Here is a 17,017-nt window from a genome sequence, read left to right as displayed (position 1 = left end):
CATCGATTCCAGCGCATTGGAAGGGAAAGTCATGAAGCACGTCTTTGGCGGTCTAATGGTGCTGGCGGCCAGCCAGTCTTTTGCCGTTCAGCTCAATGAAGAGATCGCCGCCAGTCAGCGCGGCGATGTCCTGCACTGGTCGGTGCCTGCCGACCACGCCGGCGCCACGCTCGATCTGGTCTCACCGACCGGTCATCTGGCGTCGTTCTCATTCATGCCGGGCGAGGCCATTTCGCTCGATCTGGCCGAACATGCCGCGGACCAGGGTCAGTACCTCTACGAGCTCACCCTCGATCCGAGGATCGATTCCGAACAGCTCGAGGCCCTTCGGGCCGCCCGCCTGGCCGGGACGTCGCTGGACCTGGGCCTGAAGGTAGAGCGGATCGAAGGCGCCTTCCAGCGCCTGGAGCAGGCCTGGGTCGGCCCCGGGACCGGGGCGGCTGCGCTGCAGGCTGACCGCGACAGTGGCGTCGATGATTTGCCACCGGGCGGCACGATCAGCGATACCATCATCGGTGATCTGACCGTCCGCAACAGCCTCTGTGTCGGGGGCGACTGTCTTGACGCGGAGGCTTTCGGCTCCGACACGATCCGCCTGAAGGAAAACAATCTCCGCATCCACTTCGAAGACACCAGTGCATCGGGCTCCTTTGCCAGTGGCGACTGGCGCGTCACGGTCAACGGTAGTCAGAACGGTGATCCGGATTTCTTTGCGATCGACTATGCGACCGCAAACAGCACTCCGTTCCGCGTCGACGGGGGCGCGCCCAGCAATGCGCTGCGAGTCGCTTCCCAGGGCAACGTCGGGATCGGAACTCCAACGCCGGTGCTGGAGCTGCACGTGCGCGACGGCGATTCGCCCGGTATCCGCCTCGAGCAGGACGCTTCTTCGGGCTTTGCGGTCCAGAGCTGGGATATTGTCGGGAACGAGACCAGTTTTTTCGTCCGTGATGCAACCAATGGCTCGACCCTGCCGTTCCGGATCCGGCCCGGCGCTGCCAGCAACGCGCTGGTGATTTCCAATGATAGTAATGTCGGGGTCGGCATCCTGAGCCCCGCCGCCAAGCTGCACGTGGCGAATGGTGACCTGCGCGTCGACGGCTCCGTCTACCAGCTTTCCAGCCGGGCGGCCAAGACCGACCTGGTCGCCATGGATGCCGAGCGCCTGCTCAATCTGCTCGCCAGCCTGGACCTGTTCAACTGGCGCTACAGCAGCGCTGACGATCAGGGTCTGCATTTCGGCCCCACGGCCGAGGACTTTCATGCCCTGTTCGGTCTTGGCGAGACCGATCGCCATATCAGCGTCTCCGACATGGCCGGCGTGGCTCTGGGCGCCGCTCAGGCGCTGCAGCGCGAGCTGGCCGAAAAGGAGGCCGAGCTCGACGAGGTCCATGCTCGCCTCGAGCGTCTCGAGCAGCTCTTCGAACTTCAGACCGACGAGTAAGCGCTCATGATGATGGGTAGCTTTCAGCGTCCGGCCTCGTCGGCCTTGCGATGCTTTTATCGTGGCCTCGGTCTGGTGCTGCTCATGGCCTGTTGCGCGAGCGTTCAAGCACAGCTGGCCGGCCTGGTGCACGACGAAACCAACGGTTCACTGCGCGTCGTCAGCATCGATTCGGCGACCGGCAATGTCGCTGCCGGTGCCGGCGAGGTGGCGGATTGCTGTCGGCTCGGCGGCGGCCTGGTAGCGGCTGATGTCGCAGGCGAGCGCTTCTTTGCCATTGGCGTCTGGTCCGGTGGCGACAATGCGGACCAGATCGGCCTGTTCGAGCTTGCCTTCGACGGCAGCGCGGTGGCCAGTCAGTTTCTCGGCGCCGTGCCGACCGGCGCGCTCGAGTGGGACTCGCTCAACGCTCGCCTGATCACCGTCTCGGTGCCCGATTTCACCAGCGGCCTGCAGCTCCAGTCCATCGACCCGACCACCGGCTCGATCCAGAACATCGGGTCCGCCACCCCGGATTGCTGCGAAATCCTGACCGGCGTCTCCACCATTGATCCGGCCGGACAGCGTCTGTTCTTTGCCGGCCGCGCCAACGGCGAAGCGGATTGGGCCGTCTACGGGGTCGATCTGGGAACGGGCGAGGTCAACAACGCCGAACTGCTGCCCTCGGGGCATCCGGGCTTCATGGCCTTCAACCCCAGTCTCGGGACGGTGGACGTTCTGATGCAGCAGACCCTGAGCGGCGGTACGCAGATCATCGCCGTCGACGTCGACAACGGTGGTGCGATCATCCTGGCCGAGCACGAGAACAGCGATTGCTGTCATTTCGAGCTCGGTCAGACGCCCAGCCTCAGCGAGGATGGTGACTCCTGGTGGTTGTCCGGTCGTGACAGTGCGCTTCAGACCAGCCTGGTCGCGATGGGCAGTGCCGGCATCAATGCTGTGACGACAACCCGGGCGATCACCAGCGGCTACCTGCTGCGGGCGGTGGTGGTCAACGGTGAGACCCTGTCGCTGGACCAGATCTTCCGGGACCGCTTCGAACTCTGAGCGACTTCAGGGGATCGTGGACTCACTGCCTCGATCCCGGCAGGCTGGCTCGCGGGCCAGCTGCAGCACCAGGCGTTGAAGCTCCAGCCGGTCATCGGGAGCGAGCGCATCGCCAGCCAGCGTTGCCTGGAGAAAGGATATCGCGTCGCGGCAATCCGGGCGCGTGGCCTGCAGGCTGGCCACCCGCAGCCGGGCGTGCGCAGCCGAAGGATCGACGGCCATCAGATGTTCCGCGAGCGACGAGGCCAGACCCAGATCGGCCAGGCTGGCATCGTCCCGGTCCAGCAGCTCAGCGCCGAGGTCCGCGACCGTCGAGCGACCCGCCTCGTTCAGACCCGGGTGCGTGGCCAGCTCCAGCACCTCGGCGTGTCGGCCGATCCGCAGTAGGACGTCGACCGCCTCGCTCCAGACCTGCAGATCCTTCCGATCATCGAGCCAGGCCAGGTAGTCAGTGGCTGCGGCGTCCAGCTGGCCCAGGGCTCGACCCAGTCGAGCCCGTAGCAGTCGACCATCGCTCGACTGCAGCCGGTCTCCACGGCGAGCTAGCAATTCATGGGCGGCTCTCTGATCGCCTTCGCTCAGATGGATTTCGGCCAGGTTGATCCGGGCCGTGTCGTTTTCCGGCTCGAGCTCGAGGGCCCGCTGCAGGCTGGTGATGGCTGCCGCGTTCCGGCCGAGTGCCGCCTGGGTGGCGCCGAGATTGGTCCACAGGCCGGGATCGTCCGGAGCGAATTGGCTGGCTCGTTCGAACAGGGCCAGGGCTGCCGGGTAGTCACCGGCCTGGAAGGCTTCTCTTCCGCGCAGGCTGTGGATCCGCGAGCCCCGGGCGTGGGCCGCGAGAAACTCGCCGACCGGATCATCGGGCACGACGCCGATTCGTCCGACCCGTTCCAGTTCACGCTGCATGGCCTCCGAGTCACCCAGGGCGCGATGGGCCATCGCCAGCGGATAGTGCAATCGATCGGCGCGTGGTTCGATCGTCAGCGCGCGCGTCAGGGAAGCGATCGCGGTCTCGGCCTGGCCAAGCGCCAGCAGCGCTTCGCCATGAACCGCCAATGCGGCGGCGTCGTCCGGATTCAGGGCCAGGGCCTGCTCGCTGGCCTGCCGCGCCGGTTCATTCTGTCCAAGCTCGAGCAGGACCCTGGCAGCTCGGGTCCAGGCACCGACGGCCTGCCCCGGCATCAGCGCTCGGGCCACCATGAACTGATCCAGCGCGGCTTCACCCTGCCCGTCCTTGGCCAGCAGAATCCCGATCAGATAGGGCCAGCGGCCGTCGAGCGGGGCCAGGCGGCGGGCCTGGCGATGTGCAGCCAGGGCCGCATCGTCGAACTCGAGGGCCTGATAGAGCATGCCGAGCTCGCCCCAGGTTTCGGCCTGTTGGATTTCCGAGTCTTCACTGCGCGACTGGATCAGTTCTCGGGCTTCGACAATCTGCTCGGCAAGCAAGGGTTCGACACCCTCCAGTGACGGGTGGGGAACCGTTGGCTCGTCGGCCAGCAGCAGCGACGGCAGCCCGGCAAGCAGCAGAAGGAAAAGTCCGGACCGGATCCTCATGGAGCGGGAACCTGTCCTTTCCGAAGCGTGTGATAACGGCCGATTTCAAGATTGGAAAAGCGTTCGCTGGTCCCGTCGGGCCAGCTCACCCGAACCGATGCGGTCGGCGCATCTTGGGTTCCCATGCCAAAGATCACCCGTGGGTCGCTGGCGCTCAGATAGCTGCCATCGGTGGCCACGCGTCGCCACTGGACAGGGCCTTCGTCATTCAGCAATTCGACGTAGGCGCCGGTCGCATCCCGCGCGGGTTCGCCGAGGGTCAGGCGCAGGCCGATCCAGGCATGCTCGGTCCGGCTGCGATTGATCAGCAGCCGGGCCGGCCCGTGATTGTCGCAGAGCAGCAGATCGGTCAGGCCATCGTTGTTCAGGTCGCCCAGGGCCGCGCCGCGACCGACGGCGGCTTCGGCCAGAGCAGGCCCGGCACTGGCGGTGACGTTGGAGAAGCGGCGGCCATCGAGATTCCGGAACAGGAGGTCAGTCTGGCGCAGCGGGTAGTCGAGGCCTGCCTCGCGTTGCTCTTCCTCCACCCGCACGGCACCGTTGGCCACGAACAGGTCCTCGAATCCGTCGAGGTCGAAATCGGCGAAGCCGGTACCGAAGCCGGTGAAGGGCAGGCTTGGTGCGAGCAGGCCCCAGGCGGCGGTCTGGTCGGTGAACAGGCCGTGGCCGAGGTTGCGATAGAAGGTGTTGCTCTCGCCATCGAGATGGGTCAGCAGCAGATCGAAGCGGCCGTCGCGGTCCGGATCGCCCACGGCGATGCCCATGCCCGCCTCCATCTGTCCGTTCCGATTGACGGCGGTGCCGGACATCAGGGCGTTTTCCCGGAAACGATCATCACCCAGATTCTTCCAGAACTGATTGGCCGTGCCATCGTTGGCGACGAAGACATCGACGGCGCCGTCCTCGTCCATGTCCAGCGCGACGACGCCCAGTCCGTGCAGGGCGACGTTGTCGATCAGGCCTTGATCGGTCCGGTCTTCGAAGCGGCCGTCTCCGCGGTTGATGAACAGGCGATCCGACTGCGGTGGAAACACTGCCGGCCCGCAGTAGTCGCGGCGCGTATTGGCGGCCAGGCAGCTCGGGTTTCGCTCGGGATCGTGCTCGACGTAATTGGTCACGAACAGGTCGAGGCGGCCGTCGCCGTTCAGGTCGCTGATCGTGGCGCTGGCGCCGAAGCCCGGGTCGGCGGTGCCGGAGTCGGCGGTGATGTCGGTGAAGCTGCCGTCGCCGTTGTTGCGCCACAACTGGTTCGGACCGTAGTGGGTCAGGTAGAGATCGGGAAAGCCATTGCCGGTGACATCGCCGGTGGCCACGCCCATGCCGTAGCCGAAGGCGCGGAAGCCGGCGGCTTCGCTGCGATCCTCGAAGCGCAGGCTGGTCGGGTCCTCGGGATCGGTCAGGCCCAGGCTGAAATAGATCCGGCTGCCGCCGCGTGCCGTGCGATCCGGCGGATCGCGATCCTGGCGCTTGCGCGGCAGCGGGCCGCTCTGGACCAGGACCAGGTCGAGCCAGCCATCGCCGTCCAGGTCGACCAGGCCGCAGCCGCCACCCAGAATCTCGGGGTACTGCCAGTCGCCCTGGCGGCCGTTGTCGTGCACGAAGTCGACGCCGCTCGAGGCGGTGATGTCTTCGAACCGAATCGGGCCGGCGATCGCGGCGGCAGAGAGCACCAGCGCCAGGCTGCAGAGCGAAGCGCGCATCGTCGTGGGGCGGGCGGGTGCGGGGGAGGAAGACGTCGACGACTCCGCCCGGAGTCGATCCGGGCGGAGCATCGGTGTTGATCAGCAGTCGCCGATGCGACGGCCGCTCATGGTGACGTTCATCTGCATCGGGCCCATCGGGCTCTGCATTTCGCCACGAATGGTGCCTTCCATGGAATCGCCGTTGAACTGCATGCTGGCCTCCATGGTCATGGTCATGCCTTCACCCTGCTCGCAGCTCATGCTGTAGTCCATGCCATCGGCGCGGACATCGCGGTTGGTGATCGTGCAGCCTTCCATCGGCTCGTCCATGAAGGCCTGGCCTTCGGCCACGTCTTCGGCGGTGATGCAGCTGGTCGAGGTGTCGGACTGTTCGGGGATCGGGAATTCGGAAACGAAGGTGACGGTGCTGGTGTGCTCCCAGTTACCGGGTTCGATGTTGGGAGCGTCGGCCGCTGCCGACAGGGCCAGGCTGGCGCTCAGGGCGGCCACGGCGATACGTGCAAACATGGATGTTCTCCGTTGATGCGTCAAGAAATCCGGCCGGTCAGCGCTGGCTGGCCGGTCGGTGCTGGGGGCGATTGTAACCGCCCGCGGGGGCGGTCATCATCCGGTCCTCGAATCAGCAGCGCGGCAGACGGGATCCGGTGGAGATCTCGCAGGCCTGGGCCAGGTCGAATTCGACCTCCACGCGCACGCGGCGTTCGACCGCTGCTTCGCCGCGTCGATAGGGTTCGAAGCGCCACTGGGCAATGGCCTCCTGGGCGGCTTCACCGAAGTCCCAGCCAAGGGGGCGCTCGTCGATCACGTCGATGTCCTGAACACGACCTCGCGAGTCGACCAGAAACTCCAGTTCGACCAGACCGTTGACGCCGCGGCGTCGGGCGCTGCGCGGGAAGTCCGGTTCGACGCGCTGGCGCAGTTCACCCCCGGTCAGGGGCGGCGGTTCCAGGCTGATCGGCGGCTCGGGCTCGGTGCGCGGTTCCAGCGGGGCGGGGTTCGGCCGCGCCATGGCCACTTGCAGCGGTGCATCCTGCGCCGCTGCGGCCTGGGTGTCGGAAGCGGCCAGGGTCTCGCTCGGCATGTCGATCGCCGCTTCTTCGCTGCGTTCGACGGTGGTCACGGCGGTGGTCTCGGCGATCGATCGATCTTCGCGGACCTCGTCCGTGGCGGCGCGCGTCATTTCGCGGTCCCGTGCCGGATCCAGGACGGTCTCGGGGGCTGGCTCCGCGACCGGCTCGGGCGACTCGAAGCGGAGCTGGTTGGCCGAGGGCAGGCCGAACAGCGGTCGCGATTCAGCCAGGCTGCGGTTCGAAGCTGCTTCGGCCGGCGCTTCGACGGCTGCCGGGGCGCGGGTCACGGCCTCGATTTCCAGGACTTCGGGCTCGGCCTCGGGCAGCAAGGACAGACCGGTCAGGCCGGCTCCGAGCGTCATCACCAGCAGGGCGGGCAGGGTCAGACCCAGCTGACGCTTCGGTTGAGCGCGTTCGACCAGGCGGCGGATGCGACCGAGAATCTGACCGTCCTGCATGCCCAGGGCCAGGCGAGGGCCGGGCTGGCGCAGATGTTCCAGGGTGGCCAGCATTTCGACGTAGGCCAGGCGATTGCGCGTGGCCGCCACGGCCAGATCGTCGCAGGCGTTTTCGCGCTCGATGCGGATGCGCCGGGACACCAGCGCCACCACCGGGTGGTAGAAGAAAAGGGTCTCGATCACGGTCTGCACGAGGTTGACCAGATGGTCATGGCGCCGGATGTGCGCCAGCTCGTGAGCCAGGATCATTTCGAGCTGCTCGATACTCAGACGAGCGCTCAGCGCCGGCGGCAGCAGGATCAGGGGCTTGAGCCAGCCGACCACCACCGGTGAACGGACTCTGGCCGAGCTGGCCAGAGCGACCGAGCGGCGAACCACCATGGTCTGGCACAGGCGCTCGAGCACTGGCTGCAGATGGGCCACGGTGGCGTGCTCGGCCGAGCGGCGCAGCTGATGAATGTAGTGCCAGCCCAGGGCGAGGCGGGCGGACAGCACGACGACCCCGGCGAGCCAGGCGGCCACGGTCCAGAACAGCCAGTTCGAGGCCGCCTGGTGACCGTCCGTGCCGGCGACCACCTCGATCAAGGTCCACGCGCCCGCAGCACCGACCGCGGTCTCGCTCGTGCCGGACTGCAGCGTCAGGTGGATCAGGGTCAGGACGGGGGCCAGGCCGAGCAGCAGCAGGGTGCCGACGGCCAGGTTGTAGCGTGCGCTGGCGCTGCTCGGTCGGACGACCCAGAGCACCAGGGCATAGGCCAGGCCGATCAGCGCGCCTTGCCAGACGAAGTGCAGCAGGGTGAGGCCCAGGGATTCGATCCAGGCGGTATTCAACCAGGCCATGACTCAGGACTCCGTGGCTTCGCCGCTCTGGCGCAGCTTGCGGATCAGGGAGTCGATCTCGGCCAGTTCCTCGGGCCTGGCGGGTCGGGACATGCCGAGGGCCTGCATCACCAGACGCGAAGCCGAGCCTTCGTAGACGCGGGTCATGAAGTCATCGAGCATGACGCGCTGGGTCTCGTCCTCGCCGGTCACGGCGCGAAAGACGTGCGCGCGCTGCGAGTCATCGCGTTCGACCAGACCCTTGGCGTGCATGATCTGCATCTGCTTCAGGATCGTGGTGTAGCTGAGGTGCTGATCGGCGGCGATGCGCTCGTGGACTTCGCGCACCGTCGACGGCCCATGGCTCCACAGACACTTGAGAATCTTGAGTTCCGACGGCGTCGGTGCGGGCAGCTCGTTCAAGGGCATCTCCTGGCTGGTCATTTGCACGAACGAGTTCGTACGATACTTGCGCAGATTAGCCCTGCCGCTGCACCGCTGTCAATGCGGGCCCCGGATCGCCGGGGCCCGCCGGCCTCAGAACTGACCTCTGAGACCGAATCGAAGGTTGCGGCCCGGCAGCGGGGCGAAGTCGCGCAGGTAGGAGGTGTGCACGCGCGCCTCTTCATCGCCCAGATTGTGCCCCGACAGGTAGACCTCCATCGGCATCATGCCGAGGTTGAAGGCGTAGCCCAGGCGGGCGTTGACCAGATGGTAGCCCGGCGTCGGGGATTCGAAATCCGCGACCCGGCTCTGGCGGAACACTCGCTGCCATTCCAGACCGGCCCGCCACGGACCGCGGTGCCAGTCCAGGCCGCTGGTCAGGCGTTGCGGCGAGATGCGCGGCAGGTCTTCGCCGCCATCCAGCTCGCCGCGAACCAGGTCATAGGCCAGACGCAGGTCGAAATCGCCCATCGCCGTATCGTGGAACTGCCAGGCCGCCTGCGCTTCCAGCCCGTAGAAGGTCGCGTCTTCCTGGACCGCCTGGCGGATCATGAAACCGTCGAACTCCTCGCCCGTGTCAGCCAGGTAGATGAAGTCGTCGACCTGCTTGTGGAACAGGTTGATGTCCAGATCGAAGGTCTCGCTGTGCCGGTGCAGGCCGAGGTCCCAGTTCAGGGTCGTTTCCCGGCCAAGGTTCGGATCGCCGATCTCGTAGCTGAAGGTGGCCAGATGCACGCCGTTGGCGAACAGCTCGCTGGCCAGCGGGGCACGCTGCGAGCGCGACAGGTTCAGGCGGGTCTGCCAGTGCTCGTTCGCCTGCCAGATCGCACCGGCGCTCACCGACCAGTTGGTGAACTGGCGACGGTCACGATCGAAGTCGACGTCCGGGGCCTCGCCCTCGTGGTCATGGTGTTCCTCGTCGTGCTCGTCATGATCATGGTCGTCCTGGCCCGGCAGATCGGCCTCGATCTCGAAGCGTTCGATGCGGCCACCCAGGCTCAAGGTCAGCTCCCCGAATTCGCGTTCCTGCAGCGCGAACAGGGCCAGGCTGTCGGTTCGATTGGGTGCGATGTAGGCTTCTTCGCCGATGGCCACGAAGTCCTCGCGGTCGGCCTGCAGACCGATGGCGCCGAGGAAGCCGGCGACGGGCCGATTCTGCAGCTCCAGACGGGCCTGGATGGTCTCGACGTCGAAGGTGGTGGGAACGTGTTCGTGTTCCCCTTCGTCATGGCCGTCTTCTTCGCCTTCCATTTCGATTTCGCGGTGAACGTAGTCATTCGTGCCCAGGCGCAGTCGGGCCAGGGTGAAGCCGGGCAGGGGATCGCTCAACTCGCCCTTCAGGTCGAAGCGCTGCTGCTCGAGATCGATGGTGGCGAAGCCTTCCTCGCCCTCCCCCTCGTGCTCGTCTTCCTCATGGTCTTCGTGGGCCTCGTCGCCATGGACGTGCGGTGCCGGGATGCCGTAGTCGGATTCGAACTGACGATAGGAGGCGCCGATGAAGCCGCGCGAGCCGATCCAGCTCAGGCCGATGGTGCCCGAGCGGTTCTCGACGAAACTGTTGGGCAGGGTGCCCTCCTCGCCGTATTCCTCGTCTTCCTCGTGGTCTTCGTGATCGTGCTCCTCGTGAGCTTCGGCCGCCCCGGGAATGCGGTAGTCGTCGGTGTCACGCCAGGTGCCGTCGACGTGCCAGGCGAAATTGCCGGCCGCGCCGTCCAGGCGGAACACGCCCGAGCGTTCATCGGCCACCGTGTCGCCGCGAAGTTCGAAGCTGCCTTCGATGGGCGCGCCCGGCAGGACGCGCGGAATACGGTTGTCGATGACGTTGATCACGCCGCCCGAGGCGCCGGAGCCGTACAGCAAAGTGGCCGGGCCGCGCAGGATCTCGACCTGTTCGACCAGCATCGGGTCGAGGGCGACCGCGTGGTCGTCGCTGGGCGCCGAGGCGTCACCGGTCGACAGACCGTCTTCGAGAATGCGAACCCGGGCGCCGCCCAGGCCTCGGATGATGGGTCGTCCGGATCCTGGGCCGTAGTAGCTGGACTGGACGCCCGGCTGGTTGGCCAGGGTTTCGCCCAGGGTCATGCCGCGGCGATCGTCGAGCTGCTCGCCGGCGAGGATATCGACGGGCTCGGCGGTTTCCAGGGCGGTCCGCTCGTAAGGCAGAGCGCGAACCACCAGGGTTTCGAGCTCGGTGTCGTGGCGGCCTTCGCGTTCGTCGGAATCCTGAGCGAGGAGGGGGCCGCTGAACAGGGCCAGGTGAATCGCGATGAAAAGGCTGGAATGGCGCATGGTGAATCAGGTTCAAGAGAACAGAAACTAAATGTTATATCATTACGTTTGTGAACGACAAGCTCACGAACACGCTCGGGTCATCGCCTCTGGGGCACAATCATGAGAGCGCTCGATCCATGGCCGGCTCGAGGCGAACGCCGGAGCATCGACATGTTGTCATCCTGGTCCGATCTGACCACCGAGGAGTTTGCAGACCTTGCGGGTGAGCACGGTCTGGCCGTGCTGGTGCTCGGTGCCATCGAGCAGCATGGCCCTCATCTGCCCCTGGATACGGATCTATGCATCGGCGAGGGCCTGTGTCGGGCCATGGCTTCCCACCTGCCGGAAAGGATCCGGGCGCTGCAACTGCCGTCGCTGGCGATCGGCGCCAGCCAGGAACATGCTTCCTTCCCCGGCACCCTCAGCCTGCCGCCGGAGACCGCCATCGGAGTGATCGAAGCGATCGGCGAGCGCTGCGCGGCCAGCGGCCTGCAGCGCCTGATGCTGCTCAATGCCCACGGCGGCAATCACGGCGTGATGGAGGTCGCCGCGCTGAACCTGCGTCGCCGCTTCGGAATGCTGGTGGTCAAGGCCAGCTACATGCGCCTGCCGCCACCCGATGGCCTGCTGGCCGCACGCGAGCTGAGCGAAGGTCTGCATGGGGGTCAGGCGGAGACGGCCATGATGCTTCACCTGGATCCGGGGCGGGTCCGGCAGGATCGAATGGAGCACTTCGAGATGCGCCCGGAAGTGGCCAGCGACGACGCGCTGTTCGGGGCCGCTGGCCGGGCCGCCTGGGCCTGGATGGCCGAGGATCTCAACCCTGCAGGCGTGGTCGGCCGGGCCGATCTGGCCACTGCCGATCTGGGCCGCCGCCTGGTCGAGCACTATGGGCGACAGCTGGCCGAGGTGCTGGCGCGCGCCGAAGCGCTGCCCTGGCCGCCGGGCCGGGACGAGTAGGTCAGGACTCGCCGAGCAGTTCCTGAAGCAGGTGCCCGGAGCGCCGCGCCTTGGCGCTCAGGTAGCGACGATTCTGCTGTGTGACTCGCCCGAACAGACGACCGTTGTCGTTCACTTCGATGCCGCCATTGGCCAGCGCCACCAGCTTGGCCGGGTTGTTGGTGAGCAGATGGATGCGCGCGATGTCCAGCGCCCGCAGCATGTCGACCGCCACGCCGTAGCGGCGCTCGTCGTCGCCGAAGCCCAGGCGCTGGTCGGCCTCGACCGTGTCGTGGCCCTGGTCCTGGATGGCATAGGCCCGGAGCTTGTTGGCCAGGCCGATGCCGCGGCCTTCCTGTGCGAGATAGAGCAGCACGCCGCCCCCCATCTCGCGGATCGTGCTGACGGCGCGAGTCAGCTGTTCGCCGCAGTCGCAGCGCAGGCTGGCGAAGAGATCGCCGGTCAGGCAGGAAGAATGAAGGCGGACCGGCACGGACTCGGGCCAGTCTTCGCGTTCACCGATCAGCACCGCCAGGTGTTCCCGCAGGCCATCGGGTTCGCGAAACAGCACGAAGCGCGCCTGCTCGGCCTCCCGCAGGGGCACGTCGGCTTCACTGATCCGCTTGAGCATCCCCCGGCCCAGCTCGAAGCAGCGCTCGGCCAGGCGAGCCGGCACAGCCAGGAGCTCACCGCGAGCCACCGCGGCTTCGATGGTCGTCTGCCGTTCGGGGGCGACCGTCACGGTCACCGCCGCCGGCACCAGCAGGGCGCGGCGGAGCAGGGCCAGTCCGGCGCGCTCGCTCCGGCTTGCCGGTCCGGGTGCGGCGAAGCCATCCGGGGGCACGGTCGTTGCGCCGGCGGCCGTCTCGTAGATCGCTTCGATCGACATGGACTGGCCAGGCTGGAGCGAAAGACTGGCGGCCGATTCCTGGCCATCCAGGCCCATGGCGGCGAGGCGATGGGCGGTCAGGGTCAGGGCGGGGGTCGAACCGGCTTGCTCGACGAGGGCATCGAGGCGCTCATGGCTGATCGATTCGATCGGAAACACCAGGGCGGCCTCGCCGGCGCTTTCATCGATCACCAGCACCGGGACGCCGCGGCGCAGATCGAAAAGGGCCCGTTCCACCTGATGCATGGCGATCTCACTGTCGTGTGTCATGATGAAACTAATGGAACCCTGGCGCGATTCTGTGAACAAGTCCGTGAACAAGCGGTCCGCTCGATGGGCCGCCCCCGGCTGGCGTCGGACGCATGGCTGAACCATCCCCGGCGCTCTGGGAGGGCCTGCTGGACCTGTCCCGGCGCGCCATCGATCAGTTCCCCATGTGGCGGTGCGAGCTCGACAATGCAAGCCTGAGCTGGTCGGGTCAAGGGGGCATCGTGGTTCGGGGTCAGCCGAGCGCCGGCGACCTGGAGGCGCTGGGCCTGTTCGAGCCCCTGCTCGGGCGCCGTTGGGTGATCGCACAGCTGGGGCAGAGCCTGGACGGGCGAATCGCGACCGCGACGGGCGACTCCTACTACATCAACGGGCCGGAGACGCGCGCGCACCTGCATCGCCTGCGCGCCCTGGCCGACGCGGTGCTGATCGGCGCCGGCACAGCCATCGCCGATCGTCCCGCCCTGACCGTGCGTCATGTGCCCGGGCCCGACCCCGTGCCGATCATCCTCGACCCGAGTGCACGCGTCGAAGCGATCGGGCCGCTGTTCGACCCTCGACACACGCCTCGACTGCTGATCCTGACCGGTCGCGAGAGTCGGCGTGGGGACTGGCCGGACCATGTCGAGGTCGTGAAGCTGCCGCTCGTGGACGGGCAATTCGACCCCACGCACATCATCGATTGCCTGAGCCTTCGGGGTCTCGATCGGCTGCTGGTCGAAGGCGGTGGCGTGACCGTGTCTCGCTTCATCGATGCCGAGGTCCTCGATCGTCTGCATCTGTTGATCGCCCCCTTGCTGATCGGCTCCGGTCCGGCTGGTCTGGCGCTGGCGCCGATCGAGCGCCTGGCCGAGGCGCGGCGACTGCCCATGCGGGCCTACCGGCTGGCCGATGAACTGGTGGTCGATCTCGATCTGTCGTGCAGCAGCACGGCCGCGCCGGGCAGGGCGCCGACGGCCACCACGACGCCGTAGGCCATCGACACGGCCAGGCCCTGTTCCGCGGGCAGGCCAAGGCTCAGCCAGAGGGCGGCCGCGGCGGCTTCGCGCCATCCCCAGCCGGCGACCGACAGCGGGATCAGCATGGACAGGAGCACCGGAAAGGCCACCAGCATCAGCGTGCTCAGCTCGATCTCGACGCCGAGCCCGCGGGCCGCCAGCGCGAAGACCAGGGCGTAGCTGAGCACGATCAGCGTCGATGAGACCAGCTGCAGGGGCCAGGCCCCGGCGGCGAACAGCGCGCGGTGGGCATCGTCGAGGAATCGGCGCCAGGCCTCGGGCCAGCGCCTGACCGCCCAGCCCGTCAGCCAGGCGACGAGCAGGATCAGGATCAGCAGTCCGGCGGCCAGGCCCGGCGCCGGGACGGCCCGAGCCAGGCCCTCTCGCCAGGCGGGGACAGCCATCAGCGCGGCGAGACTGAAGGACAGGCTGACGATCTGGCCGGAGACACGTTCGAGGATCACCGCTCGCCAGGCCGAGCCCCGACGACGGCTGTCGCGGGCGTGGCGCTCGGCCCGCCAGGCATCGCCGAGCATGCCGCCTGGCAGGGTCTGGTTGACGAAGCTGGCCAGGTAGTAATCGGCCAGGGCGCGTCCCGGCTTCAGCTTCAGGCCCAGACGTCGGGCGGTGAAGCGCCAGCGCCAGGCCGACAGGATGATCTGGCCCTGGACCAGCAACAGGCCGGCCAGTAGAAAGCCCGGATCGAGGGAGCGGGCTTGCGCCCATACCCGCGTCGGGTCGAAGAGCAGAAGCAGCAACGCCAGCAGGGCCAGGCTGACCGTCCAGCGCAGCAGGAGCTTCATGCCGGTGGCAGGGCGAGCAGATCGACGTGGCCGACGCGCAGGCCGAGGCCTCCGTCGGCGAGAGCCTGCCGTCGACGGTCCCGCCAATCCGCGACGAGGGCCGCGTCGGAGGACTCCAGCGAGGCGATCGCCGATGCCCAGTCGTCCAGCAGGGCGAGGGCGAGTGCCCGGTCCCCTTCGCGTATCGGGTCGAGCACCCAATCGCTGGCGGCGCTCAGGACGGTGAAGCCCGCGGTTTCGAGTCGGCCGGCCGTGCAGGCGATCGCATCCGGCCCAAGGGCCTGCTCGCCCAGGCCCTTGGGCCGGCGCTGGTGCTGATTGAACGCAGCGCAGAGTCGGCGATCCTCGTCCTGATCGCAGGCCGCTCCATTGGCGTCGAGGAAGCCGCGTTCGCCGGTCACGCTCAGGGCCAGCAGGGCGGGAAGGCGGTGCTCGGAAAGGGACTCGACCAGCCGATCGATCCAGCGCTCGGAGACCAGGTCGAGCAGGGCCGAGGCGGTGATCAGGTCGACAGGCTCCCGGAAGGCGATGCGCGGGTCGGCGAGGTCGAGGACCCGAGTCTGAACTTCGAGCATCGGCTCCTCGGGCAGCTGGGCGCGCGCCTGCGCCAGCAGTCCCGCATCGTGGTCGATCAGGGTCCAGTGCTGTGGTCGGCCCAGGCGGGGTGCGAGGTGGCGCAGGTTGCTGCCGCGACCGCTGCCGAGGTCCACGACCCGGAGCGGCTCGGCGTTGCTCAGGAACTCGACCAAGCGGTTTTCCAGGGTCCGCGATCGAGCGCGATGGTCGATCGGCTCGCGCAGGGCCAGCCAGCCGCCGTCGAAGCTCTCCAGGCTCATTGGACGCTCCTCAGAATCCGGTCGAAGCGCTCGCCGGCCTGCGGCCAGTCGCTCAGGGTGTCGCGCTGGCGGACCGCGGCCCGGGTCTTGTCCAGCCGCAGGCCCGGATCGGTGAGCCAGCGTTCCAGCGCTCGCCTCAGCGCCGAAGCATTGCCGGGCTCGACGCGGAGAGCGGCGGATTCGGGCACGGTCTCGGCCAGTGCGCCGCCCGTGGTGCTGATCAGGGGCAGGCCGCGTGCCAGCGCTTCGCTGATGACCATGCCATAGCCTTCGTACCAGGACGGGAGAATGCAGACGCTGGCATCGAGATAGGCCTGCTTCAGGCCGATCTCGTCGGCCTCGCCGGTCAATTCGATGCGCTCGGCCAATCCTAGATCTTCAATTCGCCGTTGCACCCTGGCCGCAAAGTCCGGGTCGCGATCCGGGCTGCCGACCAGCCGGCAGTGCCAGGCCTGTTCGCGCAGGCCGGCCAGGGCCTCGACCAGCAGATCCTGGCCCTTGCGCGGGCTCAGCGAGGCCACGCAGAGCAGCTGCTCGGGCTGCGTGTCGGCACGTCCTTCGAGGCGTCGGCGGACCCGCGGCGCGAGCTCGGCGCGCTCGACGCCGGGTTCGACCACCCGGGCCGGTCCTTCGGCCAGGCCCAGTTCGGCCAGGCGACGAGCGGTGAACGGGCTGGTGACGATCAGCTCCCGACAGTGGGCCAGGGCCCGGCTTTCGGAGCGCAGCAATTGCCGACGCTCGCTCGCCTCCAGGCCGGTCTCGTCGCCCAGCGGATGGTGTACCAGGGCGATCAGGCGCAGGCGCTGTGCATGGGTCGCCGCGACCTCGGGCAGGCCGCCCAGGGCCAGGCCGTCGATCAGGACCCGATGGCCTTCGGGCAGGGCCTGCAGGGTCTCGCCCATGGATGAGGCGGCCCTTGCGTCGGTGATCGGAAACCGTCCCTCCAGGCCCCGGACTTCGATGGACCAGCCGCGCTGGCGGAGCGCCTCGACGATGCGGGCGTCGTAGAGATAGCCGCCCGTGCGCTGGGCGGGATCGCCGGGGACGATCAGGGTCAGGTTCAAAGGGCGCGTTCGTAGCTGGCCCGGGCGCGGTCGGACTCGTGCAGTTCGACGTGCAGGGCGTCCACGCCGCCGGCCTGAGGCCCGAGCCGGCCTTCACGGATGGCCTCGGCCAGGCGATCGGCGATCACCCGCGCCATGAATTCGGTGGTCGTGTTCCGGCCCTCGAATTCTTCGAGCTCGTCGAGGTTGCGGTAGTTGAATTCGGCCAGGATCTCGCCGAGCACCGTGGTCGCCAGGCCGATGTCGACGACCAGGCCGTCCGAGTCCAGTTCGCCCCGGTGGAACCGGGCGTCGACCAGGTAGGTGGCGCCGTGCAGGCGCTGGGCGGGGCCGAAGACCTCGCCGGTGAAGCTGTGGGCGATCATCAGATGGTCGCGGACGGTCAGGGTGTACATGGCAGGGCCTCGTGCG

General features: G+C 67.7%; 15 protein-coding genes. 4 read left to right on the top strand and 11 right to left on the bottom strand.

Features of this window, described 5'->3' with window-relative positions; translation table 11 throughout:
- Positions 1 to 31 precede the first annotated feature (31 nt).
- Both WM2015_RS14905 and WM2015_RS14900 read left to right on the top strand, forming a co-directional pair.
- Positions 32 to 1,444: a tail fiber domain-containing protein gene (locus WM2015_RS14905; protein WP_156201284.1), complete on the top strand. Its 1,413-nt coding sequence runs from the start codon at positions 32 to 34 to the stop codon at positions 1,442 to 1,444.
- 84 nt (positions 1,445 to 1,528) lie between these two features.
- Positions 1,529 to 2,491 (top strand): hypothetical protein, encoded by a 963-nt coding sequence (locus WM2015_RS14900; RefSeq protein ID WP_169751200.1) that lies wholly within the window; start codon positions 1,529 to 1,531, stop codon positions 2,489 to 2,491.
- A 6-nt stretch (positions 2,492 to 2,497) separates the two neighbouring features.
- Here the strand turns inward: WM2015_RS14900 and WM2015_RS14895 are convergent, their stop codons facing one another.
- The 6 genes from WM2015_RS14895 to WM2015_RS14870 form a co-directional block, all read right to left on the bottom strand.
- Positions 2,498 to 4,045 carry a tetratricopeptide repeat protein gene (locus tag WM2015_RS14895; protein ID WP_049726803.1) on the bottom strand — a complete coding sequence of 516 codons (1,548 nt, stop codon included), beginning with the start codon at positions 4,043 to 4,045 and terminating at the stop codon, positions 2,498 to 2,500.
- Entirely contained in the window at positions 4,042 to 5,745 is a 1,704-nt protein-coding gene (locus WM2015_RS14890) for a CRTAC1 family protein (protein ID WP_049726802.1), read from the bottom strand. Before WM2015_RS14890 ends, WM2015_RS14895 begins: the two co-directional genes overlap by 4 nt.
- Positions 5,746 to 5,826: 81 nt before the next feature.
- Positions 5,827 to 6,255, bottom strand: a complete 429-nt coding sequence (locus WM2015_RS14885; protein WP_049726801.1) for a DUF3617 domain-containing protein — start codon at positions 6,253 to 6,255, stop codon at positions 5,827 to 5,829.
- A gap of 112 nt (positions 6,256 to 6,367) precedes the next feature.
- Entirely contained in the window at positions 6,368 to 8,116 is a 1,749-nt protein-coding gene (locus tag WM2015_RS14880) for a M56 family metallopeptidase (RefSeq protein ID WP_049726800.1), read from the bottom strand.
- A gap of 3 nt (positions 8,117 to 8,119) precedes the next feature.
- Positions 8,120 to 8,518 (bottom strand): BlaI/MecI/CopY family transcriptional regulator, encoded by a 399-nt coding sequence (locus WM2015_RS14875; RefSeq protein ID WP_211260941.1) that lies wholly within the window; start codon positions 8,516 to 8,518, stop codon positions 8,120 to 8,122.
- A gap of 114 nt (positions 8,519 to 8,632) precedes the next feature.
- On the bottom strand, positions 8,633 to 10,828 hold the full coding sequence (locus tag WM2015_RS14870) for a TonB-dependent receptor (RefSeq protein WP_049726799.1): 2,196 nt from the start codon (positions 10,826 to 10,828) through the stop codon (positions 8,633 to 8,635).
- A 153-nt stretch (positions 10,829 to 10,981) separates the two neighbouring features.
- Between WM2015_RS14870 and WM2015_RS14865 the strand changes: the two genes are divergently transcribed.
- On the top strand, positions 10,982 to 11,770 hold the full coding sequence (locus WM2015_RS14865) for a creatininase family protein (RefSeq protein ID WP_049726798.1): 789 nt from the start codon (positions 10,982 to 10,984) through the stop codon (positions 11,768 to 11,770).
- A gap of 1 nt (position 11,771) precedes the next feature.
- Here WM2015_RS14865 and WM2015_RS14860 read toward each other — a convergent pair whose 3' ends face one another.
- On the bottom strand, positions 11,772 to 12,908 hold the full coding sequence (locus WM2015_RS14860; RefSeq protein WP_245609783.1) for a GTP cyclohydrolase II: 1,137 nt from the start codon (positions 12,906 to 12,908) through the stop codon (positions 11,772 to 11,774).
- Positions 12,909 to 13,000: 92 nt separating this feature from the next.
- Between WM2015_RS14860 and WM2015_RS14855 the strand changes: the two genes are divergently transcribed.
- Positions 13,001 to 13,879: a RibD family protein gene (locus tag WM2015_RS14855; RefSeq protein WP_156201282.1), complete on the top strand. Its 879-nt coding sequence runs from the start codon at positions 13,001 to 13,003 to the stop codon at positions 13,877 to 13,879.
- On the opposite strand, the gene WM2015_RS14850 is transcribed toward WM2015_RS14855, so the two are convergent.
- The 4 genes from WM2015_RS14850 to WM2015_RS14835 are packed head-to-tail and all read right to left on the bottom strand — an operon-like array spanning position 13,783 to position 17,001.
- Positions 13,783 to 14,706: a lysylphosphatidylglycerol synthase transmembrane domain-containing protein gene (locus WM2015_RS14850; RefSeq protein WP_049726797.1), complete on the bottom strand. Its 924-nt coding sequence runs from the start codon at positions 14,704 to 14,706 to the stop codon at positions 13,783 to 13,785. The two genes, WM2015_RS14855 and WM2015_RS14850, sit on opposite strands and share 97 nt — an antisense overlap.
- Positions 14,703 to 15,542: a class I SAM-dependent methyltransferase gene (locus tag WM2015_RS14845; protein ID WP_049726796.1), complete on the bottom strand. Its 840-nt coding sequence runs from the start codon at positions 15,540 to 15,542 to the stop codon at positions 14,703 to 14,705. Before WM2015_RS14845 ends, WM2015_RS14850 begins: the two co-directional genes overlap by 4 nt.
- Positions 15,539 to 16,606: a glycosyltransferase family 4 protein gene (locus WM2015_RS14840; RefSeq protein ID WP_049726795.1), complete on the bottom strand. Its 1,068-nt coding sequence runs from the start codon at positions 16,604 to 16,606 to the stop codon at positions 15,539 to 15,541. Before WM2015_RS14840 ends, WM2015_RS14845 begins: the two co-directional genes overlap by 4 nt.
- On the bottom strand, positions 16,603 to 17,001 hold the full coding sequence (locus WM2015_RS14835) for a 6-pyruvoyl trahydropterin synthase family protein (protein WP_049726794.1): 399 nt from the start codon (positions 16,999 to 17,001) through the stop codon (positions 16,603 to 16,605). The genes WM2015_RS14840 and WM2015_RS14835 overlap by 4 nt, the downstream gene beginning before the upstream one ends.
- Between the last annotated feature and the right edge of the window lie 16 nt (positions 17,002 to 17,017).

Source organism: Wenzhouxiangella marina (genome assembly GCF_001187785.1).
GTDB lineage: Bacteria > Pseudomonadota > Gammaproteobacteria > Xanthomonadales > Wenzhouxiangellaceae > Wenzhouxiangella > Wenzhouxiangella marina.
This window is presented reverse-complemented; position numbering and strand designations above follow the sequence as displayed.

What these genes read in the sequence shown, in the direction of transcription:
- WM2015_RS14905 (WP_156201284.1), top strand. Translation starts at nt 32, where the DNA reads ATGAAGCACGTCTTTGGCGGTCTAATGGTGCTGGCGGCCAGCCAGTCT.
- WM2015_RS14900 (WP_169751200.1), top strand. Translation starts at nt 1,529, where the DNA reads ATGGCCTGTTGCGCGAGCGTTCAAGCACAGCTGGCCGGCCTGGTGCAC.
- WM2015_RS14895 (WP_049726803.1), bottom strand. Translation starts at nt 4,045, where the DNA reads ATGAGGATCCGGTCCGGACTTTTCCTTCTGCTGCTTGCCGGGCTGCCG.
- WM2015_RS14890 (WP_049726802.1), bottom strand. Translation starts at nt 5,745, where the DNA reads ATGCGCGCTTCGCTCTGCAGCCTGGCGCTGGTGCTCTCTGCCGCCGCG.
- WM2015_RS14885 (WP_049726801.1), bottom strand. Translation starts at nt 6,255, where the DNA reads ATGTTTGCACGTATCGCCGTGGCCGCCCTGAGCGCCAGCCTGGCCCTG.
- WM2015_RS14880 (WP_049726800.1), bottom strand. Translation starts at nt 8,116, where the DNA reads ATGGCCTGGTTGAATACCGCCTGGATCGAATCCCTGGGCCTCACCCTG.
- WM2015_RS14870 (WP_049726799.1), bottom strand. Translation starts at nt 10,828, where the DNA reads ATGCGCCATTCCAGCCTTTTCATCGCGATTCACCTGGCCCTGTTCAGC.
- WM2015_RS14865 (WP_049726798.1), top strand. Translation starts at nt 10,982, where the DNA reads ATGTTGTCATCCTGGTCCGATCTGACCACCGAGGAGTTTGCAGACCTT.
- WM2015_RS14860 (WP_245609783.1), bottom strand. Translation starts at nt 12,908, where the DNA reads ATGACACACGACAGTGAGATCGCCATGCATCAGGTGGAACGGGCCCTT.
- WM2015_RS14855 (WP_156201282.1), top strand. Translation starts at nt 13,001, where the DNA reads ATGGCTGAACCATCCCCGGCGCTCTGGGAGGGCCTGCTGGACCTGTCC.
- WM2015_RS14850 (WP_049726797.1), bottom strand. Translation starts at nt 14,706, where the DNA reads ATGAAGCTCCTGCTGCGCTGGACGGTCAGCCTGGCCCTGCTGGCGTTG.
- WM2015_RS14845 (WP_049726796.1), bottom strand. Translation starts at nt 15,542, where the DNA reads ATGAGCCTGGAGAGCTTCGACGGCGGCTGGCTGGCCCTGCGCGAGCCG.
- WM2015_RS14835 (WP_049726794.1), bottom strand. Translation starts at nt 17,001, where the DNA reads ATGTACACCCTGACCGTCCGCGACCATCTGATGATCGCCCACAGCTTC.